Annotated in this window: 18 protein-coding genes and 1 riboswitch; of the genes, 7 read left to right on the forward strand and 11 right to left on the reverse strand. The window is 50.0% G+C overall.

What is annotated here, in order from left to right; all coding sequences use genetic code 11:
- The first annotated feature begins 318 nt into the window (after positions 1-318).
- A complete protein-coding gene (locus tag PsAD5_RS23730; RefSeq protein ID WP_057465821.1) occupies positions 319-807 on the forward strand; it encodes a BA14K family protein in 489 nt (162 codons plus the stop codon).
- 107 nt (positions 808-914) lie between these two features.
- Here the strand turns inward: PsAD5_RS23730 and PsAD5_RS23735 are convergent, their stop codons facing one another.
- The 7 genes from PsAD5_RS23735 to PsAD5_RS23765 form a co-directional block, all read right to left on the reverse strand.
- Entirely contained in the window at positions 915-1724 is an 810-nt protein-coding gene (locus PsAD5_RS23735; RefSeq protein ID WP_063289968.1) for an extensin-like domain-containing protein, read from the reverse strand.
- 605 nt (positions 1725-2329) lie between these two features.
- Entirely contained in the window at positions 2330-2926 is a 597-nt protein-coding gene (locus tag PsAD5_RS23740) for an FMN-dependent NADH-azoreductase (protein WP_063293924.1), read from the reverse strand.
- 181 nt (positions 2927-3107) lie between these two features.
- Complete coding sequence (gene metH, locus PsAD5_RS23745) at positions 3108-6854, reverse strand: methionine synthase (protein ID WP_063293925.1); 3747 nt, start codon at positions 6852-6854, stop codon at positions 3108-3110.
- 90 nt (positions 6855-6944) lie between these two features.
- Positions 6945-7865, reverse strand: coding sequence for a methylenetetrahydrofolate reductase [NAD(P)H] (metF, locus tag PsAD5_RS23750; RefSeq protein WP_063293926.1), 921 nt, complete (start codon positions 7863-7865; stop codon positions 6945-6947).
- A gap of 2 nt (positions 7866-7867) precedes the next feature.
- On the reverse strand, positions 7868-8884 hold the full coding sequence (locus PsAD5_RS23755) for an ArsR/SmtB family transcription factor (RefSeq protein WP_208860167.1): 1017 nt from the start codon (positions 8882-8884) through the stop codon (positions 7868-7870).
- 217 nt (positions 8885-9101) lie between these two features.
- The gene (locus tag PsAD5_RS23760; RefSeq protein WP_063293927.1) at positions 9102-11444 is read right to left on the reverse strand and encodes a mechanosensitive ion channel family protein; all 2343 of its coding nucleotides are present in this window, start codon (positions 11442-11444) and stop codon (positions 9102-9104) included.
- Between the two features lie 155 nt (positions 11445-11599).
- A complete protein-coding gene (locus PsAD5_RS23765) occupies positions 11600-12685 on the reverse strand; it encodes a DUF2336 domain-containing protein (protein WP_063293928.1) in 1086 nt (361 codons plus the stop codon).
- 525 nt (positions 12686-13210) lie between these two features.
- On the opposite strand from PsAD5_RS23765, the gene PsAD5_RS23770 reads away from it, so the two are divergent.
- Both PsAD5_RS23770 and PsAD5_RS23775 read left to right on the forward strand, forming a co-directional pair.
- Positions 13211-14098, forward strand: coding sequence for a LysR substrate-binding domain-containing protein (locus tag PsAD5_RS23770; RefSeq protein WP_063289973.1), 888 nt, complete (start codon positions 13211-13213; stop codon positions 14096-14098).
- A gap of 204 nt (positions 14099-14302) precedes the next feature.
- Entirely contained in the window at positions 14303-14905 is a 603-nt protein-coding gene (locus PsAD5_RS23775; RefSeq protein WP_063293929.1) for a helix-turn-helix transcriptional regulator, read from the forward strand.
- Between the two features lie 24 nt (positions 14906-14929).
- Here PsAD5_RS23775 and PsAD5_RS23780 read toward each other — a convergent pair whose 3' ends face one another.
- The gene (locus PsAD5_RS23780; RefSeq protein ID WP_057465690.1) at positions 14930-15556 is read right to left on the reverse strand and encodes a helix-turn-helix transcriptional regulator; all 627 of its coding nucleotides are present in this window, start codon (positions 15554-15556) and stop codon (positions 14930-14932) included.
- A 392-nt stretch (positions 15557-15948) separates the two neighbouring features.
- Here PsAD5_RS23780 and PsAD5_RS23785 point away from each other — a divergent pair, with 392 nt between their 5' ends.
- A complete protein-coding gene (locus tag PsAD5_RS23785; RefSeq protein WP_208988790.1) occupies positions 15949-17973 on the forward strand; it encodes a diguanylate cyclase domain-containing protein in 2025 nt (674 codons plus the stop codon).
- Between the two features lie 29 nt (positions 17974-18002).
- Positions 18003-18338, forward strand: coding sequence for a DUF2293 domain-containing protein (locus tag PsAD5_RS23790; protein WP_057465688.1), 336 nt, complete (start codon positions 18003-18005; stop codon positions 18336-18338).
- Positions 18339-18345: 7 nt separating this feature from the next.
- On the opposite strand, the gene PsAD5_RS23795 is transcribed toward PsAD5_RS23790, so the two are convergent.
- Positions 18346-18609, reverse strand: a complete 264-nt coding sequence (locus tag PsAD5_RS23795; RefSeq protein WP_063293931.1) for a hypothetical protein — start codon at positions 18607-18609, stop codon at positions 18346-18348.
- Positions 18610-18868: 259 nt separating this feature from the next.
- Between PsAD5_RS23795 and PsAD5_RS23800 the strand changes: the two genes are divergently transcribed.
- Positions 18869-19768: a glycosyl hydrolase family 18 protein gene (locus PsAD5_RS23800; RefSeq protein WP_063293932.1), complete on the forward strand. Its 900-nt coding sequence runs from the start codon at positions 18869-18871 to the stop codon at positions 19766-19768.
- 243 nt (positions 19769-20011) lie between these two features.
- A complete protein-coding gene (locus PsAD5_RS23805) occupies positions 20012-20749 on the forward strand; it encodes a hypothetical protein (RefSeq protein WP_063293933.1) in 738 nt (245 codons plus the stop codon).
- 59 nt (positions 20750-20808) lie between these two features.
- Here the strand turns inward: PsAD5_RS23805 and ettA are convergent, their stop codons facing one another.
- Both ettA and PsAD5_RS23815 read right to left on the reverse strand, forming a co-directional pair.
- A complete protein-coding gene (gene ettA / locus PsAD5_RS23810; RefSeq protein WP_063289978.1) occupies positions 20809-22458 on the reverse strand; it encodes an energy-dependent translational throttle protein EttA in 1650 nt (549 codons plus the stop codon).
- Positions 22459-22681: 223 nt separating this feature from the next.
- Positions 22682-23347 carry an energy-coupling factor ABC transporter permease gene (locus PsAD5_RS23815; protein WP_057465684.1) on the reverse strand — a complete coding sequence of 222 codons (666 nt, stop codon included), beginning with the start codon at positions 23345-23347 and terminating at the stop codon, positions 22682-22684.
- A gap of 36 nt (positions 23348-23383) precedes the next feature.
- A riboswitch (cobalamin riboswitch) is annotated at positions 23384-23594 on the reverse strand.
- Positions 23595-23643 lie beyond the last annotated feature (49 nt).

Below are 23643 nucleotides of genomic sequence, written 5' to 3' on the forward strand. Positions count from 1 at the left end.
CACTTTTCCCAATCTGACCCTGCTCAGATTCTTGGCTCTTGTCTATCTCCACTTAAGCGTATTCCCGAAAAGTGGTCTCCATAATCTGGAGAGGACAACATACTGATTTAAGTAAGATGGATAACGTACTCAACTTAAAATTCGGCAAGAAACCAGCGTCTTAAACATTTTTTCAAACATCTAATGAATTGATTTATATAGTTTTTCTAGCCCATTCATCTACATGAACAGAAGATGAATGGCGCTCTCAAAGAAGGTTCAGGCCACTTCTGGTTAATTAGTCTCAACAAACACGAAATACCGTTTACGGAGACGAAAATGGCTAAAGCATCAGCAGTAATTTCAGTAGCGCTTGCAGGGGCAATGATGTTGCCAGTCGTTTCTGCAGCTCAGGCAGGCCCGCGAAACAATACGTACATTGAGAACAACACTTACGTTGAAAACAACTATTACCATAAGCGTAAGAAGAGAAAGCATAAGAAGCACGGCATCAATGCAGGTGAAGCAGCTGCAATCGGCGTTATCGGTCTGGCGGCAGGTCTCATCATCGGCAATGCAGTGACACCGCAACCTCAGTACGTTGCACCACCACGCCCGGCCTACCGTCCACCAGCGCCAGCGTATCGCCCACCAGCCTACCGTCCGCCAGTGGTGCATCAGCCAGCACCGGTTTATCACGCTCAGGCTGTAGCCCCAGCCCCGTGGTCCCCGGCTTGGTTTGCCTACTGCACCAACAAATACAGAAGCTTTAACCCGAACACCGGCACCTATCGCACGTACTCTGGCAAAAACCGTTTCTGCCAGTAAGCCCTGTCATCACAGAACACGCCCGCTTGAAAGAGATAAAGCCCCGTCTCAATCAGGTGGGCGTTCCCACATCATGCTTTTGAAAAAAGGACTGTGAGCCCGCGCCTTTATTTGCAGACGCGATATTTGCAGCCCTTGCCGTGACAGCCCTGATCGAAGTGTAAGTGGTCTCGGTGATACTTGTCGGCCTCTGGGCCAAGTACGGTCGTGAACCGCTCACAGGCTCCTTTATGTAAGCTGCTCAGGAAACGCACTTCAGCTGAAGACCCGTCCCAGCCCTCTTCAACAGTCACTTCTCGTCCATCAGACAAATAGAAGGCTGCAATATCGATGGCGTTGCCCTTGCCATGCTCTGAGAGCTTCGCGCCGCGTTTGTTATTCCGGCCACGACAAGCATACCCTGCAGCCGTGCGAATGCGCGTGATGGATACACCAAGTTCCCGCCGAGCAGCAGGCACTGCCACATCCTGCAACCAGCCATCCAGCTTTTGTGCCAGCTCGCACTCAATTTGCACTGGCATCGTCAGGCCAATCTCTTGGCCACCACCAACCACAGACCGCAAAGAAACAGGCTGATCAATCCCACATCCGCCCGGCCCGTCAACAGCGTTTGAGATCTCAACACTCCAACCACGGAGCACACACATCCTCGCATCGCTTGCAGGAGGAAAAACACGCTGGTTTTCAAGTGGCACAGGAACGAGAGAAAGCGGCTTGCCCGCAGGAACACGTGAAGGCTGAACACTCACCTTGCTCTGAGGAAGAGGCATCGGAGGCAATAAGGTTACATTGCCCACATAAGGACGAGCTTTGGGCATCGGGGCAGCACTAACGTGTGCAGCGCCGATGCACATACCGATAACCAAAACGGCAGACAAAAGTCTTCCGGCAGCGTTCCCACCTGTCTTGTAACCCACCTCGAAATCCCCGATTTGAACAGGCGTTTGCCCGGCGCTGTTCCTGATTCAATGCTGAATATTTCCGTTTTCCCGCCTGAATTGTCATGAATGTTTTAAACTATCCACGCCCAATTCACCCCAGGAAAAGCATGAGTATAGCCCGACGAGTATTCGCGAAGCTGCAGAAAACCTGCATATTGATTTGACAGAGGAAACGCAAGAATTCCCTTGGTCTTTCACAAAACAACCAGAAAGTATCCTCCGGCTTTACACATATTATTCGCTACAGAAATTTTCAGTGATCCTAGGTGCTTTTCTAGCAGTGCCATGAAAAATGGCATTTTTTTGCTTCCTAACGTGGCTTCCGTCACATAAGCTTTAAACAGCTAGTGAGTAACGGGAGATAAATCCATGACTGTCACACGAAGCTTTAACGCCGTCGCAATCACACTTGCATTTGCATTTGTTGGTGCTGTCGTTATCGGCTTGCTATAGTCCCCCTCCCCCACACTGACAAAGTCCTTCACAAAACAAAAATCGAAGGCAAGGCTTACCAGGTGCACAAAGAAACCCACCTTGTTACCAAAGTGAGCTCCAGTTGATTAATTGCTTTTGCGTATCAGTTACGCTGCCACAGATGTCAGGCCAACCATTGTGTTCTGTGCTTGTGCAATTGCTGCATCACGGTCAACAGCAACACCTTCCGCTGCAACAATTTCCACATCGCTCACACCAATAAAGCCAAGCACCTGCTTGAGGTAAGGCACTGCAAAGTCTGCTGGAGAGCCAACAGGCACGCCGCCGGCTGCCGCAACGATGTATGCCTTCTTGCCTGTCAGCAAGCCCTGTGGGCCGTATTCGGTGTAATTGAAGGTCACACCCACACGTGCAATCTGGTCAACCCATGCCTTCAAAACAGCAGGCACAGAGAAGTTGTAGATCGGCGCACCAATAACCAGCACATCTGCCGCTTTCAGCTCCGCGATGAGCGCATCAGACTGCGCAAGGCCTTCTTTCTGCTCTTCACTGCGCTGCTCGTCAGGGGTGTAAGCAGCACCAATCCATGCTTCGTTGATAAACGAAATCGGGGAGTTCAGATCGCGCTCGATAACGGTGTCACCCTCATTGAAGATCTTGGAAGAAAGTTCATCAGAAAGCTGGCGGGTTACGGATGTTGCAGTTGCCGCTGAGCTATGGATTTTCAAAATTGTCTTTTTCATCGGTCGTCTCCTATGCCCCAAACAGGAGCTATTGTCTTCTCCTGAACATACATAATGGAACCACAGCGAATGATTAGATCACTATTTGGAAACAGTCTTTGCACGTCTCAGCGACAATCCGACAAAGAAAAAGGGCTGCGAAAACATCCGCAGCCCTTTTAAATTTCAGTGTTTCAGAGAATTACTCCGCAGCTTCGCGAGCCATCGGGTTGTAGTTCAGGATCGGAGCCAGCCAGCGCTCCGCCTTTGCCAGTTCCCAACCCTTACGCTTTGCATAATCTTCCACTTGATCCCGCTCAATCTTGCCAATGCCGAAGTAGTGGCTGTCAGGATGAGAGAAGTAGAGACCAGACACAGCAGACCCCGGCCACATCGCGTAGCTCTCAGTCAATGAGATACCTGTCTGCGCTTCCGCATCAAGCAGCTCCCAAAGAGTACCCTTCTCAGTATGATCTGGCTGTGCTGGATAACCCGGTGCCGGACGAATACCATCGTAGACCTCTGCAATCAGATCAACATTAGACAGACCTTCATTCGGCGCATAGGCCCAAAGCTCAGTACGAACCAGTTCGTGCATCCGCTCTGCAAGTGCTTCTGCCAAACGGTCAGCAATCGCCTGAGAGAGGATCTTGTTGTAGTCATCACCAGCTTCGCCGTAGCGCTTGGCAATTTCATCCTCACCAATACCCGCAGTCACAGCAAACCCGCCAACATAGTCCGGGATGCCGCTGTCGATTGGCGCAACAAAGTCCGCAAGAGCCACGTTCCCACGATCAGAGGAACTCCGGTCCATCTGCTGTCGAAGGGTATAAAGACGGTTCAGCTCAGTTGTACGGCTCTCGTCGGTGTAAAGCACAAGATCATCACCATCCTGCGCACAAGGCCAGAAACCAACCACAGCATTCGCTTGCAACAAATTGCCGTCCACGATCTCCTTCAACATCTCCTGCGCATCATTATAAAGCGCCTGAGCTGCAGGACCATAGCGGTCATCTGTCAGCACTGCAGGATAGGCTCCCTTAATCTCCCAGGTGGAGAAGAAAGGTGTCCAGTCAATGTACCTCACCAACTCCTTCAAGGAGACATTAGTAAATGTCTTGGTGCCGATGAACTTAGGCTTGGTTGGAGCATATCCATCAAAATTCGGCTTGAAGCGGTTTGCACGAGCCTTCTCGATAGACGCCCGCACCTTCTTGTTCCGCGACCGCGCATGCTTTTCAGCAACATCCACATATTCCGCACGGGTCGCATCATAGAGTGCCTCACGACCACCTTCACTCACCAGACGGGACGCAACACCCACCGCACGACCGGCATCAGTGACGTAAATCGCCTGCCCCTTTGAGTAGTTCGGATGGATCTTCACCGCTGTATGAACACGAGAGGTCGTCGCACCGCCAATCAGCAGCGGAATATCCAGACCTTCACGCTCCATCTCAGAAGCCACGTGACACATCTCATCAAGCGACGGTGTGATCAGGCCGGACAAACCAATGATATCAACATCGTGCTTGCGCGCTTCATCAATGATCTTGGCTGTTGGCACCATCACCCCAAGGTCGATAACTTCAAAGTTATTACACTGCAGAACAACGCCAACGATGTTCTTGCCAATGTCGTGCACATCCCCTTTAACAGTCGCCATCAGGATCTTGCCGTTGGATGAACTCTCATCCAAACCACTGCGACGCTTTTCCTCTTCCAGGAATGGCATCAGATAGGAGACAGCTGCCTTCATCACACGAGCAGATTTCACCACCTGTGGCAGGAACATTTTACCAGCGCCAAACAGATCACCCACCACGTTCATGCCGTCCATCAATGGACCTTCAATCACATGCAAAGGCCGATCAAAGTTCTGGCGAGCCTCTTCCGTGTCTTCCACGATAAAGTCAGTGATACCGTGAACCAGCGAGTGCTCAAGACGCTTTGCAACAGTTGCCTCACGCCAGCGCAGATCAACCTCACGCTTCTTTCCACCCGGACCTTTAAACTTCTCAGCAGCTTCAAGCAGACGATCCGTGGAATCTGAACGGCGGTTCATGACCACATCTTCACAAAGCTCACGCAACTCAGCAGGAAGGTCATCATAAACAGCCAGCTGACCAGCATTCACAATGCCCATATCCATACCAACCTGAATGGCATGGTACAGGAACACAGAGTGCATCGCTTCACGAACCGGCTCATTCCCGCGGAAGGAGAACGACAGGTTGGAAACACCACCAGAAATATGAGCGTGTGGAAGGTTCTCAGAGATCCACTTGGTCGCTTCAATGAAGTCCAGACCATAGTTGTCGTGCTCTTCAATACCAGTCGCAACCGCAAAGATATTCGGATCAAAAATGATATCCTGAGGCGGGAAACCAACCTTATCAACCAGCACATCATAGGAGCGTTTGCAGATGTTGATCTTGCGATCAAACGTGTCAGCCTGACCCGTTTCATCAAACGCCATCACAACAACAGCAGCACCATAACGGCGGATCAACTTAGCCTGCGCGATGAAGTTCTCTTCCCCTTCTTTCAGGGAGATCGAGTTCACCACAGCCTTACCCTGCACACACTTCAGGCCAGCTTCAATGACAGTCCACTTGGAGCTGTCGATCATCACTGGAACCTTGGCAATATCCGGTTCAGCCGCAATCAGGTTGAGGAAAGTAACCATGGCTTCTTCACTATCAAGAAGCCCCTCATCCATGTTGATGTCGATGATCTGCGCACCATTCTCAACCTGAGAGCGGGCAACATCCAGCGCTGCATTGTAGTCATCGTTCTTGATCAGTTTGCGGAACCGCGCAGAGCCCGTCACGTTGGTACGCTCACCCACGTTGACGAAGTTCACTTCCTTGGTGAAAGTGAACGACTCCAGACCGGACAGACGCATCAGGCGCGGCACTTCTGGCAAAGTACGCGGCTTCAAGCCTTCCATCGCATTCGCAAGGGCCTTGATATGATCCGGCGTCGTGCCACAGCACCCGCCAACCACGTTGACCAGCCCAGACTCGGCAAACTCTTTCATGAGGCCAGCCATGTATTCCGGGCTCTCATCGTATTCACCAAACTCATTCGGCAAACCCGCATTCGGATAAGCACAAACAAGAGTATCCGCAACACGGGAAATCTCATCCACGTGCGCACGCATTTCCTTTGCACCCAGCGCACAGTTCAGGCCAACCGTAAACGGCTCCGCATGACTGACAGAGTTCCAGAACGCTTCCGGTGTTTGACCTGAAAGGGTACGGCCAGACAAGTCTGTAATCGTACCGGAGATCATGACCGGCAGTTTGATGCCTTTTTCCTCAAACACCTGATCAATCGCGAACAAAGCCGCTTTTGCGTTCAGGGTATCAAAGATGGTCTCAACAAGAATGAGATCACAGCCACCATCAACCAGACCACGGGTCGCCTCAGCATAAGAATCCTTCAGATCATCAAAGGAAACTGCACGGAAGCCCGGATTGTTCACGTCCGGAGAGATCGAGGCCGTCCGGTTTGTTGGACCAAGCCCACCAGCCACAAACCGGCGGCGGGAAGGATCAATCTCCTTCATCTGCTCAACAGCTTCACAGCAAAGGCGGGCACCTTCCTTGTTTAGCTCATAAACAATGCTCTCCATCGCGTAGTCAGCCTGTGCGATAGAAGTGGAGGAGAACGTGTTGGTCTCAATAATATCTGCACCCGCTTTCAGATACTGCAGGTGGATATCTCGAATGGCATCTGGCTGGGTCAGGATCAGAAGATCGTTATTCCCTTTCAGATCCTGGTTCCAGCTCTTGAAGCGCTCACTTCGGAACTGCGCTTCATTGAACTGAAGATTCTGGATCATAGTTCCCATGGCGCCATCCAAAACAAGGATACGTTCCTTGGCGGCTGCTTCTAGGGCTGCAAAAATGTCCGAACCGGTCTTTTTCACCTGCAAACTCATGGGATCCGATCTTTTCTAGTCTTTATTTTTTGCGGGTTACGATTGGGGACCGTAATCCGACAAATATCTTTTTATGTACGTGGATTAGGTTTAGGCGGCGACAAATGCTTTCACATCTTGTTTCGCCCGAAGACCAAGCATGTGGCAGATCGCGTAAACGAGGTCTGCTTTGTTCATTGTGTAAAAATGGAAGTCCTCGACGCCATCATCCGCAAGGCTCATCACCTGCTCGGCAGCAACAGCTGCAGCAACCAGTTCACGGGTGCGAGGGTCATCATCAAGACCATCAAACCGGTGCGCCAGCCAACCTGGAACAGATGCGCCGGTCTTCTTCGCAAAGCCGGAAATGCCCTTGAAACTGGTCACTGGCACGATACCCGGAATAATCGGGATAGTGATGCCAGCTGCCCGAACACGGTCCACATAGCGGAAGTAATGATCATTATCGAAGAAGAACTGTGTGATCGCACGGGTCGCACCCGCATCCACTTTCGCCTTCAAAACATCCAGTTCCGTCTCCCAGCTTGGAGATTCCGGGTGCTTTTCCGGGTAGGCTGAAACAGAAACCTCAAAATCACCGATAGAACGAATGGAAGCCACCAGATCAGCGGTAGACTGATATCCACCTTCATGCGGATGATACTGCTCACCAAGTCCCGCAGCCGGGTCACCACGCAGCGCCACAATGTGGCGAACACCCGCATCCCAGTAAGCGCGAATGACTTCATTCACTTCTTCCTTGGTGGCATCCACACAGGTCAGGTGTGCAGCAGGCTTCAAAGCAGTCTCATTCACAATACGGGAAACCGTAGAGTGAGTACGCTCACGGGTCGATCCGCCAGCGCCATAAGTGACAGAGACAAAGTTCGGGGCCAATGGCTCTAGCCGTTTGATTGATGACCAAAGCTGTTGCTCCATCTTCTCGCTCTTAGGAGGGAAAAACTCGAAAGAAACGGAGATGTCAGAGGCTCCATTGAGCCTAAAACGGCGATCGATACTATGTTCGCTCATAACTAAGCAAGCTCCTTGGTCTGATCCGCTACAGGCAGGTCGGTCACAACCCGACGATCCTGAGCGAGCCAAAGGGTAACGGTTAATTTGTCTTTCTCCCCCGCGCCCGGGGTAAGATCATTCGTTGAAACAAGCTCCAGATCAGCCTCGGAAAGCCAATTGCCCACTTGTCCCTGAGAAAAGCCAAGACGACGATGCGCATGCTTCTCCCGCAAAAACTCCAATTCGTGAGGAGCAAAATCTACGAGCAACAGACGCCCACCCGGCCGCAAAGCACGGGCAGCTTCCAAAATCGCTCGCCCAGGCTCTTCCAGATAATGAAGAACCTGATGAACCACAGTCAGATCAGCTGTGTCTGGTGCAACCGGCAGCGCGTAAATGTCGCCCTGACGCACTTGCGCTTTCTGCAAGCCAGCACGGTCCAGATTGGCCCGCGCAACAGAAAGCATGTTCTGGCTGGCATCAATGCCAATGCCACGCTCGTACTGTTCACTGAACAACTCTAGCAAACGGCCAGTTCCAGTCCCCAGGTCCAGGAGGGTATCAAAGGACTTGGACCCCACGAGCGCACGCATCGCAGCTTCAACGGCAACTTCCGGCACATGAAGACTACGCTCCTTGTCCCAGTTGTTGGCACGTGCTGCAAAGAAAGCCGCTGCTTCCTCTGCCTTTGCACGGCGCAACGAAACCAATCGCTCATGGTCGGCAGCAAGTACCGGATCATCCTGCTCACTCTGCGCAACAATGCGCCGCGCCAGCTCAGCTGGCCCACCTTCACCAAGACGATAATAAACCCAGGCCCCTTCCGGATACCGCTTGATCACCCCTGCCTCACAAAGAAGCTTGAGATGTCGCGAAATCCGAGGCTGGCTCTGCCCAAGAATGACTGTAAGATCCTTCACGGTCAGCTCACCAAGCACAAGCAAAGCAAGCAGACGAATACGCGTCGTCTCTCCACAGGCACGCAAGCAGCCCACCAGGTCCTCTACAGGGAGTTTGCCTTCCGGTTCATTGTTCACTGTCGTTATCAAGCCTACTACCGCCACCAACTGATCGAATAATATGATATAAAGATATCTTTATACGTATAATAACTCGATGACAAGGAGGAACATTCCCTTCTCGCACCAAAAGAGGAATAGTTTTTCTGAGTTTTCCTTAAAAATTGGCTGATCAAAAATCAACTCTGACATTACGGAGGGGCAAACAGAGCAAAAAAGCCAGGAATTACAACAGTTACGCTTTTGGAGAGCCGTTCTGGTCATCCTCTTCAACCACAGGCAAAACAGCACCACCTACTGCCTTTTTCTGTGAGTCAGAGAAAGTTTGCCCACCAGCAGCCCCTTCATCGATCCTCACCTTCACCTCACGATGGGCAAAAGTGATGCCCTCGCGGTTGAAAATCTCCCGAATGCCTACAAACACTGCCTTCCGCAAAACATACTGATCCCCAGGTCGCGTCGTAAATTTGACCCGCACAATCATCGCGGAATCTTCCAGAGCCGTGATGCCTTGAGATTGAAGCGGCTCCAGAAACTTCGGGCCAAGCTCAGGATCCTCGAGCAACTTGTCTCCCAGCAATGAGATCAACTCCCGCATCCGGTCGACATCCGTGTCATATGTGACCCGAAACGCCAACTTCATCATGGTCCAGTCACGCGACGAGTTTTTCACAAACGACAAATTGCCAAACGGAACCGTATTCAGGAGACCGTCCGATTGCCGTAGCTGCATGGACCTTATGGAGATCCGTTCAACCGTCCCTTCAACATTATTGGTGACATAAATGTACTCACCCGTTCGAAAGGCATCATCGAGCAAGAAAAACGCACCTGAGAAGATATCTTTGATGAGCGTTTGCGCGCCAAACCCGACAGCAAGCCCAACTACGCCAGCACCAGCAAACAGAGGACCAATGTTCACCCCGATCTCTGAAAGAGCAACCATGCCGGAGAGCACAACAATAGAGACCAGCAGAAAATTCCGCAGGATCGGCAACAGCGTCGCCAACCGCCCCATCTTGGCCTGTCCACTTTTATCGCTTTCAGAGATTTCAATCTGACGCTGGATAGTAATGTGAACGGCCTGGTAAGCCATGTAGCCAAAGAACACGATCAACGCGACTTCCACCAGATTGCCAAACAAACCATCCTGCTTGAAAAGATTGATCCCCCACGCTTCAACGATCACCGCAAGACCAAACATCAGCGTCACAAGGCGGGCACCATGATCAAGCAATTGCCGGTAGGGCCGCCGGGCAGCCTCTTTTTCTGCCGCCAACGCACGGGCTTCAGCATTGACCTCCTCAGGATTATAGGAATGACCGGCCTGCTCTTCGACCTGCACAATCTCCTCAACAAAGGCATCCTGCAGTTTATCAATGTTAATCGGCGGCAACAGCCACTTATCAATGACAAGAAGTAAAATACCGTAGAGCAAGACGCTGGCAAAAATAGCCATAATCGGCGCCAGCAACAGGAGACTGTCATAGCTCAGTCCTAAGAGCAGGCGGTGGGCAAACACCAGCCACGCCACCAGAAAATACGCCAAAGCACCCAAATGCCAGTTTTGGCTAAACAACCTCCGCCAAACCCGCCGCCTCTCAGTGTTGGCATACTCTCCGGAAAACCAGCCTCCAATGGGCCTACGAAAAATATAGCAAATCAACGCAGCAGAAACCGCCAGAAACAACCCGCTTTGAAGGTCGAGAATACGTTGAGCATTGGCATTGAGAGACAAATGGCTCATCCACCTGCCAAATGCCAGCAGGAAAAAAGTAACCCCGCCGCACAGAATAATGGCATTCAGAAATGACCGGGCAACGTCATCATCCAATGGCACGACACGGTGATGTTCATTCCCAACAGCCAGAAAGTTCCGCGTGAAAACCATCAGAAGCCGAAAGAAGAAGTAAAAACTCGCAAAGATCAGCGCAGCATGTCGAACACTCTCTGTATTACCGGAAATAACAAGAATGAGTCCAAACGTCACAATCACATGCAGAAAGATCGCGGCAACCTGCACCAGTGATCTTGAGAACAGAAATCCAATCTTCTCAGCCCTGCTCTCCGGCATCCCGCGATAAAATCGTAAAAGCCTCCTAGCAAACAGCTTGTCTGCAAACAGCTCAACCACAAAACCAAGCGTGACTGCAAACAACGTCAGCGCAAATATCTGCCACACCCACGAAACACTCGTATCGGGCCGCGCCCGCTCCAGTGCATTATGGACGTGCCTGGGAAAGTTCCCAAGATCCTTCAAAACAGCATTCAGAGACTGGCTGGAGCGATCAATGTTCTCCAGCGAGAACAGCTCCAGTCCATTAGATAGCTCAAAAACAAGCGGTGCCCCTTCCATAGGAATAGACTCGCTTTGCACCACCATTTCCTGAGCATCAACCATAGGGTCTGCAACAACTGAGTTCTGGGTTTCTGGCGTTTGCGCAACAACAAAACTGATGTGCAGCAAAAGCCCCATACCAACCAAAACAGCGAGTGTCAGAAAGGAGATAAGGAAATTAAGAAAGCGATCCGCCTTAGAACTGTCAGAAGAAACTTTTTTGCTTTTTCTTATTTGCATCAATCCTGCTTTGGCTACACAACCCAATCAGCAGGAGTAAACACGAACAGCACCTAAAGTTGCTTTGGCAGAAACATTCGACTTTTGGACTAAATTGACCAAAGAAAAGGGCCGCACACGCGACCCACACAAAACCACTTAAATTTTTGAATGGGTCAGGCCATCCATTGCTCTTTCCAGGTAATAAATTGCTTATAGGCTTCTTGTTGGTCAAGCGCCTGATAACTCTTTAACGCAGTCTGACGCTGAGAGTTTGAAAGGCGGTAACGCCATGGCCCAATCTTCAGGAGAGCCTGAACGGTCATCATCCCAAAACCAGAGGCGCGACACACCACGAGGAAAGGCTCAGTGTCATTTCGCACGGTCCAATGCTGCGCTTCTGCATGACCAATACCAGCCAACATCGCAAACGCAGCAACCGCTTCAGCAAACCGGTCTTCCTCAGCATAAGCACGCAGAGCATTCTCAGTCAGCTTGCCTTCACGGACCAGCTCCATGACACGGCCACGACCAGTCTCAAAATCATACCGGCCCAGCCAGAATTCATTAGAAAGCTTGCCAGCCGCAATCCGTGCAGCTTTCGGCAATTTCCCGGCAGCTTCGGTCGCCCCTTCTTTGATCAGAAGCTTGCGAACCTGCTCACTAGCGAAGTTGATAAGCGCTTCAATATGAGCATCTGCCAGATCCGCGCGTTGCCCAAGGGCCAGCTGAAGGACTTCGTCCCCCTTCGCGTCGGTCATCAGCGAGTTCACACTGCGCTGACCAAGCACTGCACCATCATTTGCAGCAACAGTCTGCTTCACCTCGGTATTTCCAAGGTTCACCAGCACATCACTGATACTCTCAGAAATTACATCCCGCTTCGCAATCGCCAGACGATGATCATCGCTCTTGCTGCGCGCAATGCTCACCAGATCACTCTCGCGCAGCACGTTAGAGTTCCGAAGAAGCGGCTCTGCAATTTCAATTTCATCGAAAGCAAGCTTGCGAACAGTCTGCTCAGGCGCACGGCGCACTTCAGAAAGCTGTTCCGCCATATAACTCAGTGCATGCCGCTCAACCATTTCTGAGAGCCGCAGCATCACACCATCGTAAATATCGATCTGATCGTCAGAACACCGTTCCCATGTTCGCGCAAACAAAAGCGCAACATGACGCGCAAGCTCCGAACGTCGCTCAATATTGTTCTCAAGCGCGAGAGATTTGAAATCAACGATATGAGAAGCCAAGTCAGATGACATTTAAAACACCGATGGGATACGCAAACTGATAAAAACCTATGGAACAGGATTAAACAAAACCTAACTCAATCTATTCTATTTTTAGTTAATTTAGAAAAAATAACATGCGATTTGCATGCTTCAAAAAGAGGAAAAACCAATAAGTTTTCTCCCATTAGAACAGATTTCAGAAATTTAATTAAAAAGGTAAGTGACAACAACGAGTTACAAAAATATCACGGAGACTTAACAAGCTTCATCTATGTTGCGAGCAGACCTACACTCGTTAATGACTTGTTTGCGACATGCGTTCTTTTTATCAAAACGTCCCCAAATTATGAGTAACAGCATCAACGTTTTAAGGCCTGTCATTCACTCAATTCCTTACCAAAAGGTCAATTTCGTAAAACCAGCCGTTTTGAGTCGCACCATGCCAGCAACCATGGAGTGCAACACCCCTTCATGATTTCAAGTCAGTAATCCAGTAATAATTAGATCAGAACATGTGAATTCAATTTCTTATATTGATAAGATATCCTGATCCTTATGCTTACGTTCAAACAACTCCGCTATTTCCTCGCCGTGCAACAGCATCACCACTTTGGCAATGCCGCAGAAGAAGTCTGTGTTTCCCAACCTGCACTCTCCATGCAGATCCGGGATCTCGAAAAAGAGCTAGGTCTTTGCCTTGTCGAGAGAAACGCACGTTCAATCCGGATCACGCCGGAGGGCGAAGAAATTGCCAGAAGAGCCAACCAGATCCTGCGAGAAATGCAGGACCTTAAGGATTATGCCAAACACGCAGCATCCCCGCTGAGTGGTATCATACGCCTCGGTGTCATCCCTTCACTTGCACCATACATTCTGCCCAAGCTGCTACCCGCTCTTATCAAGCAATATCCTGATCTTCAGCTCAATCTCCGCGAGACTTTGACAGCATCTTTGGTAAGCGAGCTAAAGCACGGCACCCTGGATGTTGTTCTCGCAGCCCTTCCCATCGAAGAGCCAGAGCTTGAAGAAGTACCTATCTTTGAAGATCATTTCCTTTTAGCTGTGTCCAGCTCACGCAAAATAGATGAGCGTAAGAGGATGGGTCCAGATGATTTGCATGGTGAAAATCTGCTATTGCTTGAAGAAGGGCACTGCCTCAGAGATCAAACACTGAGCTTTTGTGGAGCAATTGGTCAAAATCAATCAGCTAACGTAGGCGCAACAAGTATAGCAACTGTCCTGCACATGGTCGCTGCCGGATATGGCGTCACTGTCCTGCCTGAAATTTGCGCAGATACAGAAATCGCAGACGATCGCATAACACTTTTGCGGTTTGCAGAGCCTCAACCTTCCCGTAGGATAGGTTTAATTTGGCGAAAAACTTCACCTAAAAGCGAGGATTACATGGCACTTGCAAGGTGTTTGCGTAACGTCACCAACTAATGAAACGAGTTAATTTAACCCGTTGCTGTGAATAACCGAAAAATATACCGTGCAACTGCATACGTATTATCGATTTCTCACTAAGCTATAGAATATGGATTAGAAGAACGACTCTTTTTAAGATGAACTTCCTTCCACTCAAATGCACACTATTACGCCATCAGCCGGTTTTAGTTGCTTGGTGTAAAACAGGAATCCACTAGCTTGAACCAAGAGACCGCCCATATTGTAGACCAAGCATTCTGCAAGTTTCTTGCAGACAGCCTTGACCGGCTACAAAAGGGCGTGGCCATTATTCAGGGTAATGGAACCATCCTGCAATGTAATGAGTTTGCAAAACGCTTGTTTGAGCAAACACCTCAGATCAAGGTCAGCACCGGACGGCTAGAGTTCACCGACCCGAGCCACCAGCGCGAGTTCCAGAACGCACAAAGTCTGGCCACAGCAACAATTGATCTGGATGTACAGCAAGAGCTCGTCCTCAGAAGAGATGAAGCATTTCTGCGCCCGATCCATATCGACATACGCCTGGTCGATACTGAGTTCGACGATCTCTTCTTTCTATTCGTCACGGATCTGGAAATCCAACAGCAAATCAACATCCAGAAGGCAACGGCCCTCTTCCGCCTGACGGATAAGGAAGCGATTGTCCTGGAGCAGCTGTCTGGCACACAAACAGAGCCTCAGATTGCCGCTGATCTGGATATTACGAAGAACACACTGCGTACGCACCGCAAGAACATCTACGCAAAGCTTAACGTGAGCAGTCGCGTGGAACTGGCAATGCTTCTGTCAATTCTGGTTTAAAAAGAACGTGAGGTCGCGAGCAGCTTAGTTGGGTGAGACCTTATAGAGACAACGCCGGTCACCTTTCAGGATATGCTCAACACGCTCGATGCGTACATCATCTCCCAAAACCTCCTGAAACAAATCAAGCTCTGATCGACAAAAGTGTTGGCAAGACCGGGCTGCAGCACAAATAGAGCAATGGTTCTCTGCAAACAGATAGCCATTCTCGCCATCCTTCAGAACCTCAGCCATGTACCCTTCTTCACTGCGCTGTTCAGCAAGGCATTGTAGCTTGTCAGACAGGGTCTTTGCAGACTTCATCGCAGTTAGATAGGACTTCCGGGATTGATCAGCCCGCGCATCTATGAGGCGCTGGAGTCCTTCTTCGCCGTAAAGGTCTTTGATGTTTCCAAGCAGATCAACCAGCACACCACTATGGTTATCAGGAAACTTCCTGTTGCCTGTCTCAGAAAGACGCCAGGTTCTGCGAGGACGCCCCACAGTCCCTTTCAGGTCTTCAAACTCAACAAGATCCGCTTCCAGCAACGCATCAAGATGTTGACGCACGGCCACAGCCGTCACGCCCAAATGTTTGGCCATAGTTGCAGCTGTGTTCGGTCCGCGCGATTTCAGCGCGTACATCAAACGATCTTTCGTACGGTCACTCATAGGCATCTCATAGCACAATCGAAATTATATGAAAAGTTTTAGCTTTCCTAATAAAGTAAAAGCTGTAGTGCACCAACATCAGAAAACAACGCGAAGGAATCACTGATAACTTACCCATAAAATAGTATTGTCTTTGAACCATAAGAGATTATGCATCATAATTACTCTTCTACATATGTAATGCACAAATAAGAAATTTCACTTTTCATATAAATCAGAAAAATAGAAGGTGCTTATCCCCATTTTCCTAAAATTTACCTAGTATTTTTATAGTATTCACATAAAGCTTGCCCCTTAATTCTCACAGAGCCCCCCGCTTTCCTTTTGCGTAAAAGCACATAATCCCTATCAATAAGGGCGTGGTAAATAATTGGTTGATAGTGGTGGGAATGATGTCTGAAGCAGGCAACGCAAAATACAATATCGAGTACCCGGCATATAAAACGAACCTGCATCCAGTAGAGATGCCCCCGCAGCCATTCGCTCAGTCTGTCCTGCGCGTCTACGAGAAACTGTTCGAGCTCCCGACCTTCATCATGGTCAATCAATCAGAAACAGGGAGTGGTTCAGAGCTTTTCGTTTCCGATAGCATTCAGCCTTATAAGAACCAACTCAACAATCTGCTTTCCAAGATTACGGAACTCCCAATCTGCGGAGATGATGTGCAGATTTTCCCACATAGGTTTAATGGCGAAGACGCACCCTCAACAGCCAGGTCACCGCATCTCGCAACGCAGTTCATCGCACTCATGCCTCTCTCCCTCCACGAGCGAGTGATCGCCGTCGTGGGTATTCTCTGCAAGTCCGATGCAAACAACACTGCCCATTTTCCCAGAACACATTTCCAGCCAACCACACCTTCAGATCAACTCATAAATGCAGACCTGACCAAAAAGCTCAAAAGCTTCAGAAACCTGGCAAGAATTCTCGTTCCCGGTCTGCTCCGCATCCTCTCAACAAACGATTTGTGCAGCACACTCTCAGTCAATGCCAAGGTGGCAACAAAATACTTACTGCCACCAGAGCAAGCCAATCCGCGAGAAATCTTCACAGTCTGCAATATTGACCCGTTGACTGGCCTGCGAACCAGAGAGAGCTTTGAGCAACTTATCTCCGACGCCATAGAAAGCGTGACAAACCCAGATCAACGCGTGGCCTTGTTCTATGTCGATCTGGATCATTTGAAAGTCATCAACGACGCTCACGGGCACGCTGCAGGCGACGCAGCTTTGGTGGCCATTTCCGACCGTTTGAAGCAGATGGAATGTGAAAACGTCACCGCTCTCAGATTAGGCGGCGATGAGTTTGCGCTGCTCTTAGAAGACACCACATGTCATCAGATCAGAGTATTGCTTGAAGAATTGCCAGTATCTCTCAGTCACCCGATCTATCATGAGCACAGCGAAATACGACCCAAGGTCAGCATTGGCGCTGCGGTATTCCCACGCCACGCAAACACTGTGAAGGAACTGCAGGATAGTGCCGACACAGCTCTGTATCATGCAAAAAAGAGGGGCCGAAATCGTGCCAGTCTGTTCAATCAGGTCATGCGTACCCGGTTGGAACGGCAGGTCACCCTTCAGCAAACCGCAAAACAGGCACTCTTGCAAAACCAGGTCGGAACTATCTTCCAGCCCATAAGGTTTGGCCAAACAAGCCAAATACGAATGTTGGAGGCCCGACCAGAATGGCCGTCTCAGATTCTAGAAATTGCTCGGGGCTGTGACCTTTCAAACATCTTTGACAGCGCCAGCTTCAGCAATGTTCTTGGCGAGACAACAATTGCAGCCATCATTCACACCATGCGCGCCTGTCAGAACACTCCAATGCAACATTGGGAGTTCCTGTTCCGCGTCCCGGTTCCCTCTGTGTTAAAGGAAGGATTCTGCGATGATCTCAGCTACCTTCTGCAGGAAAACAACGTATCGCCAGACAAGTTCACACTGGAGATCCCCTCGCGTGTTCTCTTAAGAGCCAACGCTCATATCCTCATTGGTCAGCTGAATGAGCTAACAAACACAGGCGTCAAGTTGTGCATCAACCACTTTGACTCCGGCGGACTGAAGATTGAGCATTTCCAGAAACTGAAGATCTCCTACATCAAACTACACGCGGGCTCTGTAGAACGACTGTTTGAAGATGATAAAACAGCACGATTGCTTTCCGCTGCAACTGAGTTCGCACATGCCTTGAACATCGAGATCATCCTTTCGGAAATCAAAAATGCAAACACCGAAGAGAAACTGAGAAAATTAGGCGCAGAGTACGTCCAAGGCGCATTCTATGGCCCTGAACAACGCTTTTCTGAAATTTACAAGAAGCACGTGCTCGGCATCTCGCCAGATCCAATCCAGAGAGTAAAAACAAACATGGCACGTAGAAGAATATCGCGCCTGCCATCATCCATGATAAATTAGCGCGCAACACCAGCGCAAAGAGATCATGTGTGAGCAAAACCAAAAGACAACGAGCGATCAGCGACGCCCTAAGCACGCTTATTCCGCATGTTCCATTTCTGGATGCTTCGGAAATACGCAGCAAAGCCAACCAACAGCACCTGCGCCACCTCCCAGCCCACATTGCGGTTCTGCTGGCAACAACCAGCTATGTGCGCCATCAATATACTGACTACGACGATTTACTGGAAGAAGGCCTGGACCGGGACGCTGCTCGTTACTGCGTCGCAGATGAGATGGAAGCCACCATCACATCATGGGGCGGAAGCATCACCGCCGGGGAACTGCTTGCCGCTCCCAATGAAAGCGGCGAGCAAGATCAGTAGCTACAAATTATCGGCAAACACCAATAATCCAAGTAAACGCAAGCGCTACAAGGCACAGCGCAGGGATGATGATCGCAGCATACCCGAAGAATGCAATTGCCAAACCCCAGCCAACAAAGAAGTTTGCGCAGAAATAGTATTTTGCTTCACTGTTGCCATGCACAGCATCTTTGAACAACCAGCCGATGATTGGAACAAGGAAAAGAAGCTTGAAGAAGAGTGGATCATTATCCTGCTGATCTTCAGCAGAAGACAGAGTTGTATCGCTCATTGCAGTGCCCGTTATTGATTGATGGGGGAAGAACACAGAGTTGACTTACATCAATTTAACATTCACACGCATGCGTCACATCAGCACATCTACGTATGAAGCATGAATATAGATGATGGTTCATCTCCCATCATGGGGCCCACGTCGAGCGTATAACTCTAAAAGCATTAACTAAAACACACTTATCAGATCACGACCTCTCCTGATTTTCGTCAGCTAAACGCGAGCTCATTGAGCACAAGAGAAAAAAGGAAATCAGATGCCAAATAAAGAAATTGTCGGCTACGCTCTCAGCACGAATACACAGCTCATCGCTGAGATGGCGCAAAGCGATTATACAACAGTCATTCTTTGCTTTGTTGTGAGCGATGAAGCGGGAAATCTCTCCCCAAGCACAGAACTTCAAGCCATGTTCGACGCACCGGATTTGATCAGTAATCTGAAAAAAGCAGGCAAGCGTGTCTTAATTTCAATCGGCGGCGAAGTCTTTACAACCGCAGCTTGGGCCGCTCTTGCAAACAACCTCGACAACACAGTCCAACAGCTGACTAAGATGGTAACCGACCACGGCCTTGATGGTGTTGATATCGACTGGGAGGATACAGGCTATACTGGATATGACGCCCCAACTTTTCTGATTGATCTATCGAAGGCGTTAAAATCAAAACTTCCTGAAGACCAGAACTTCGTAACACATGCACCGCAAGCACCATACTTTTATGGCGGAGCCGGGTACTTACAAGTGTACGTTGATGTAGCCAAGAATGCTGGAGACACAGTCGATCTTTACAACATCCAGTACTACAACAATCAGTGGTATGTCGGTGAAACAGCTGAAGAGGAGACAGGAAAAGTCGCGGGTACTGAGCCAGTTGGCGGAAGTACGTTTCCTTCCAGCATTATCGGAATCGCATCAACCGGTGTTCCAATCTCCAAGCTTATTCTCGGCAAACCGACCACGCTGCAAAATGTCGTCGGCTCAGCCGCAGTAAACGGCTACCTGCCCGCTGATGAGATCGTGGACAACCTCATCACACCTCTACTCGCAAAAGAACCTGACTTTGCCGGCGTGATGGGGTGGCAATATCCCACTCAATACGGTTCAGATACAGGCACTGATGAATGGGCAGCAACCATGGCAAAGGCGCTTGGTAACTGATCCTGAGCTATTAGCGAATGGCGGAGCAGGCCCTGCTCCGCCACTCAGAAGCAAAACCCCACCTAAAACCAAATAGTGGTTTCCCAAACGCCGATCCAAAACAATTTCGTGATCAGTGCCGAGCAGCACGTAATGCACGCTGCACATTCCCTATCTTCTCCCTCAAAGGTTGTAGCAATACAGGGACCAGACAGCCCTGTCTGATGACGCGGCCTTCAAGTTTTCAAGCGAGGAGAGGATCTCATGCCAAAGTTCGGACTGTCTCTTAAACTGCAAGTCCCACCATTGCAGCTCAACCAACCTCAGCAACAGGCTGCTACCAACCACCAAGCCAACAAACCAGGAGGTTTGGCGGGTAAGCAGGACGCTGTTGCGCAGCAAGTGAAAGACTTGCCTGCACCAGTATTCCGCCCGGCAGCAAACCCACCAAACTTCGAAGCAGCAAAGAATAGTGGCTGGGGGTCAGAGAACAATGGTTGGCGGACCCTCAATATTGAGAGCCAGGACAGCTTCATCCACACCAAGCGCATTGATCCGAACGCAAAAGGTGAGTTTGCGGGTGACAAAATCCATTTAAGCATCGAGCCTAGTCAGGTACCACAAGCCTTTGATGCCATTAACACACTTCTCTTTTCGGAAGACTCTCCGGTCGATAAATGGAAAGTAACCGACATGACACGCGTGACAGAAGGCTCACGCGTACAAGTCGGTGCTCAATTTACTCTTTACCTGCGCCCAAGTGCTGAAGATTCCCAGTACACGGCGCAAGATTTGAAGAATGATAAATCCTTTGTCGAAACCATCGAGCAGAAACTCTCTCATGCAGGTATCCAACCTGGTGAACGACCAGCGTCAGACGTTGCTCCACACCATTGGGACTTTGCCAGCTATCGCAACGAAATTCGAAGCGACCGCGAAGGCGGTGCTGCGCAGACAGAAGCTTTGCGGCGTGAACCTGTCTTCGAGCTGCTAACCATCTAGTAAAACAACAAAAAAAGGCCCGCAAAATGCGGGCCTTAATTCTTTCAAGCAAGCTAAACTTAGCGAGTAAGTGGCTTGTACTTGATGCGGCTTGGGTCTGCAGCGTGTGCACCCAGGCGGCGAACCTTGTCTTTTTCGTAGTCTTCAAAGTTACCTTCAAACCACTCAACGTGGCTATCACCTTCAAAGGCCAGCATGTGCGTTGCAAGACGGTCAAGGAACATACGATCGTGCGAGATAACCACGGCACAACCAGCATAGTTCTCAAGCGCATCTTCCAGAGCTGCAAGTGTTTCGGTGTCAAGATCGTTGGTCGGCTCATCGAGCAGAAGAACGTTTGCGCCTGACTTCAAAACCTTAGCAAGATGCACGCGGTTACGCTGACCACCGGAAAGATCACCAACTTTCGCCTGCTGTCCAGCACCCTTGAAGTTGAAGGAGGAGCAGTAAGCGCGTGAGTTGATCTCTTTCTTATCAAGATAGATCACTTCAGCACCTTCGGAAATCTCTTCCCAAACGGTCTTGCTGTCATCCAGTTTATCACGGGACTGATCCACATAACCAAGGTGCACGCGGTCACTGACTACCACTTCACCGCTGTCAGGTTTTTCCTGACCGGACAACATCTTGAAGAGTGTTGACTTACCAGCACCGTTTGGACCGATGATACCAACAATACCACCACGTGGCAGTTTGAAGGTCAGATCATCAATCAACAGACGATCGCCAAAGCCTTTGGAAACGCCTTGAACGTCGATAACATTGTTACCCAGACGCTCACCAACAGGGATCAGGATCTGCTCAATTGAAGGCATACGCTCTTCTTGAGCAGTCAACAGCGCATCATAAGCATTGATACGCGCTTTTGACTTGGTCTGACGGCCCTTCGGCGTCATGCCCATCCATTCCTGCTCACGCTTGATAGCGCGGGAACGAGCCATGTTCTCACGGCCTTCCTGCTCCATGCGCTTAGTTTTCTGACCAAGGTAAGTGGAGTAGTTGCCTTCATAAGGAATGCCCTGACCGCGGTCGAGTTCCAGAATCCAGCCAGTCACGTTGTCAAGGAAGTAGCGATCGTGGGTAATGATCAGCACTGAACCCTTAAACTCACGCAGATGGCGTTCCAGCCAGTGCACGGTCTCAGCGTCAAGGTGGTTGGTTGGTTCGTCAAGCAGCATCAGGTCAGGCTCGGACAAGAGCAGCTGACACAACGCGATACGGCGACGCTCACCACCAGAAAGGTTATTTACAGGAGAGTCGGATGGAGGGCAGCGAAGCGCTTCCATTGCCATCTCAACCTGGCTTTCCAGATTCCACAGATCTTGCGCATCAATGATGTCCTGCAGCTGAGCACCTTCATCGGCTGTCTCATCTGAGTAGTTCATCATCAGTTCGTTATAACGATCCAGAAGTGCCTGCTTGTGCGCAACGCCTTCCATCACGTTTTCAAGGACGGTCTTGTCCTCATTCAGCTTTGGTTCCTGCGGCAGGTAGCCAACCTTGGCACCTTCTGCAGCCCATGCCTCACCGGTGTACTCTTTATCAAGACCAGCCATGATCTTCAAAAGAGTAGACTTACCTGCACCGTTTGGACCAAGGATACCGATTTTCGCATCCGGGTAGAAAGACAGGTGAATATTGTCGAGTACTTTTTTTGCACCGTAGGCCTTGGAGACCCCGTGCATGTGATAGATGAACTGGCGCGCCATGGACTGCCTGCATCTCCTGATCTGTGTAAACAATGAAATCTCTGGAGAGCACTCATAGTGGAAGCAGCGCCAAGGGGCAATCCATAACACTTCAGCGATGATCAAATCCGTCGCTTTTTCTCCTCAAACGGAGAATTTCACGACAACACCTGGTCACTTCCACGCAAGAAAAAGGGCAGCAGGTTTACACTGCCGCCCCAATAACAAACAAACTCGTGAAAACTTACGCAAGCTTCAACTGCGGAACCACTGTCAGGTTCCGAACAATCGCATTGTCTTCAACGGCCTTGAGCCCCTTCACAGCAATGAAGGTGACCAATGGCTCACACGCAACAATTGCCAGATAAGACAGAGCAAACTGCGCCCATGCCGTAAACGGCGTAGCAACGTCCCCAATCATCAACCAGAAGCCAACCATGCCGGTCACGCCAGCATAATACATCGCATCCAACTTCAGAATCTGCGCAAAGCTCACACGCTTGGTCAGTTCCTTGGAAAACAGCTCACGGCCACTCAGGTAGTGAACGGCAATCAGCGGCAACATCAAAGACAGGCTGTTGACGCCAAGGTGGTACATGTCCTGCGGATCAAAAGCGAGCGCCTGAAACAGCAAGCCAATGGCAAACCCAAGCAGAACAGGGGTAAACCCGAGCGTCAGATACATCGCCATCGCACCAACGAAGTGAAGTTCTGATGCTCCAACAGACATATGGAAGCTCTGCATGAAAATGGAGAAGAAAACCGCAGCCAATAGCGTTTTCAGTGGTGTGAATGGCTCTTTCAGGAATTCGGAGATCTGCTCTTTGCAGCCCCAGACAATAACGCCAACGGCCCCTGCATTGGCAGCAATAACCTTGGCGGCGGAAACGTAACCCGGTTCAATATGCATTTAATATGCTCCTCTTCGCACCCTCCGTGCGGTCATGAGTTTATGTCGTGTCGGGCAGGTTTCCTGGCTTATGGCTTTTGCGTCCTCCGCCTTCCCAGAGATCATCTCCAGTGGCTTTTATGAAGAAGGCACCACGTAACAGTTGCGGGGGCAGCTGCGGTTCGGGCCCATCTTTGGTCATCCCTACCGCATTCCCTTTTCATCCAAGAAGCTTGGCTTCTACAGAACCCAACAGCGGGAATATCCTAAATTACAAGAGAAGACACAACTAGAAATAAGAGGTAGTTGGAATAAGC

Source organism: Pseudovibrio sp. Ad5, from assembly GCF_001623095.1.
GTDB lineage: Bacteria > Pseudomonadota > Alphaproteobacteria > Rhizobiales > Stappiaceae > Pseudovibrio.

What these genes read in the sequence shown, in the direction of transcription:
- PsAD5_RS23760 (WP_063293927.1), bottom strand. Translation starts at nt 11,444, where the DNA reads ATGCAAATAAGAAAAAGCAAAAAAGTTTCTTCTGACAGTTCTAAGGCG.
- PsAD5_RS23780 (WP_057465690.1), bottom strand. Translation starts at nt 15,556, where the DNA reads ATGAGTGACCGTACGAAAGATCGTTTGATGTACGCGCTGAAATCGCGC.
- PsAD5_RS23800 (WP_063293932.1), top strand. Translation starts at nt 18,869, where the DNA reads ATGCCAAATAAAGAAATTGTCGGCTACGCTCTCAGCACGAATACACAG.
- PsAD5_RS23770 (WP_063289973.1), top strand. Translation starts at nt 13,211, where the DNA reads ATGCTTACGTTCAAACAACTCCGCTATTTCCTCGCCGTGCAACAGCAT.
- PsAD5_RS23795 (WP_063293931.1), bottom strand. Translation starts at nt 18,609, where the DNA reads ATGAGCGATACAACTCTGTCTTCTGCTGAAGATCAGCAGGATAATGAT.
- PsAD5_RS23740 (WP_063293924.1), bottom strand. Translation starts at nt 2,926, where the DNA reads ATGAAAAAGACAATTTTGAAAATCCATAGCTCAGCGGCAACTGCAACA.
- ettA (WP_063289978.1), bottom strand. Translation starts at nt 22,458, where the DNA reads ATGGCGCGCCAGTTCATCTATCACATGCACGGGGTCTCCAAGGCCTAC.
- PsAD5_RS23805 (WP_063293933.1), top strand. Translation starts at nt 20,012, where the DNA reads ATGCCAAAGTTCGGACTGTCTCTTAAACTGCAAGTCCCACCATTGCAG.
- PsAD5_RS23730 (WP_057465821.1), top strand. Translation starts at nt 319, where the DNA reads ATGGCTAAAGCATCAGCAGTAATTTCAGTAGCGCTTGCAGGGGCAATG.
- PsAD5_RS23785 (WP_208988790.1), top strand. Translation starts at nt 15,949, where the DNA reads ATGTCTGAAGCAGGCAACGCAAAATACAATATCGAGTACCCGGCATAT.
- PsAD5_RS23815 (WP_057465684.1), bottom strand. Translation starts at nt 23,347, where the DNA reads ATGCATATTGAACCGGGTTACGTTTCCGCCGCCAAGGTTATTGCTGCC.
- metF (WP_063293926.1), bottom strand. Translation starts at nt 7,865, where the DNA reads ATGAGCGAACATAGTATCGATCGCCGTTTTAGGCTCAATGGAGCCTCT.
- metH (WP_063293925.1), bottom strand. Translation starts at nt 6,854, where the DNA reads ATGAGTTTGCAGGTGAAAAAGACCGGTTCGGACATTTTTGCAGCCCTA.
- PsAD5_RS23765 (WP_063293928.1), bottom strand. Translation starts at nt 12,685, where the DNA reads ATGTCATCTGACTTGGCTTCTCATATCGTTGATTTCAAATCTCTCGCG.